Origin of the sequence: Streptomyces sp. NPDC051172, assembly GCF_040682555.1 — a bacterium.
In the GTDB taxonomy this organism is placed as follows: domain Bacteria; phylum Actinomycetota; class Actinomycetes; order Streptomycetales; family Streptomycetaceae; genus Streptomyces.
The window spans coordinates 1-633 of sequence record NZ_JBFBBE010000432.1 but is presented as its reverse complement, the minus strand read 5'-3'; the positions used below and the strand labels follow the sequence as shown (position 1 = coordinate 633).

Here is a 633-nt window from a genome sequence, read left to right as displayed (position 1 = left end):
CGACGCGCGGCCGGACCAGCTGGGCTTCGTGGGCTTCTTCCTGCCCACGGCGGTGGAGGACGAGAAGGGCGCCGCGTTCTCGGCCGACCCCGAGCTGCTCCGCCCGCAGCTGCAGCTGAACTCGTACGTCGGCGACCTCGGCCTGGACTCCGGCCGCCCGCAGAACGTGTACGTGCTGGACACCGCATCCCTCACCGAGCTCAACAGCCGCACCAACGAGAACGGCGGCATCGTGCTCAGCCCGGGCCAGACGTACGAGCTGCCCGAGGGCAAGGGCTCCATCAGCTTCGACGGCGTCCGCCGCTACGTCGGCCTGGACATCCACTACGACCCGGGCAAGTGGGGCGTCGGCGTGTTCGCCGGCACCGCCCTGCTCGGCCTGGCGATCAGTCTGTTCGTCCGCCGCCGCCGCGTGTGGGTGCGTGCCCGCACCGACGACGACGGCCGCACCCGCGTGGAGTACGCGCTGCTCGCCCGCGGCGAGGAGTTCGGCCTCCACGAGGAGCACGTGGCCCTGCGCGCCGCCATGGAGAAGTGGTGGCCCATCGTCGCCGCCACCGAGACGGCCGACGACGCCGCGGCCGGTGCCGCCCCCCAGTCCACCTCCACCACCCCCGAGACCCCCCCCGGCCC

The 633-nt window shown here is 73.5% G+C and carries 1 protein-coding gene; it reads left to right on the top strand.

What is annotated here, in order from left to right:
- Nucleotides 1-633 (top strand): cytochrome c biogenesis protein ResB (locus tag AB0N07_RS51705; RefSeq protein WP_365848031.1); only part of this gene is annotated, 633 nt, incomplete at both ends.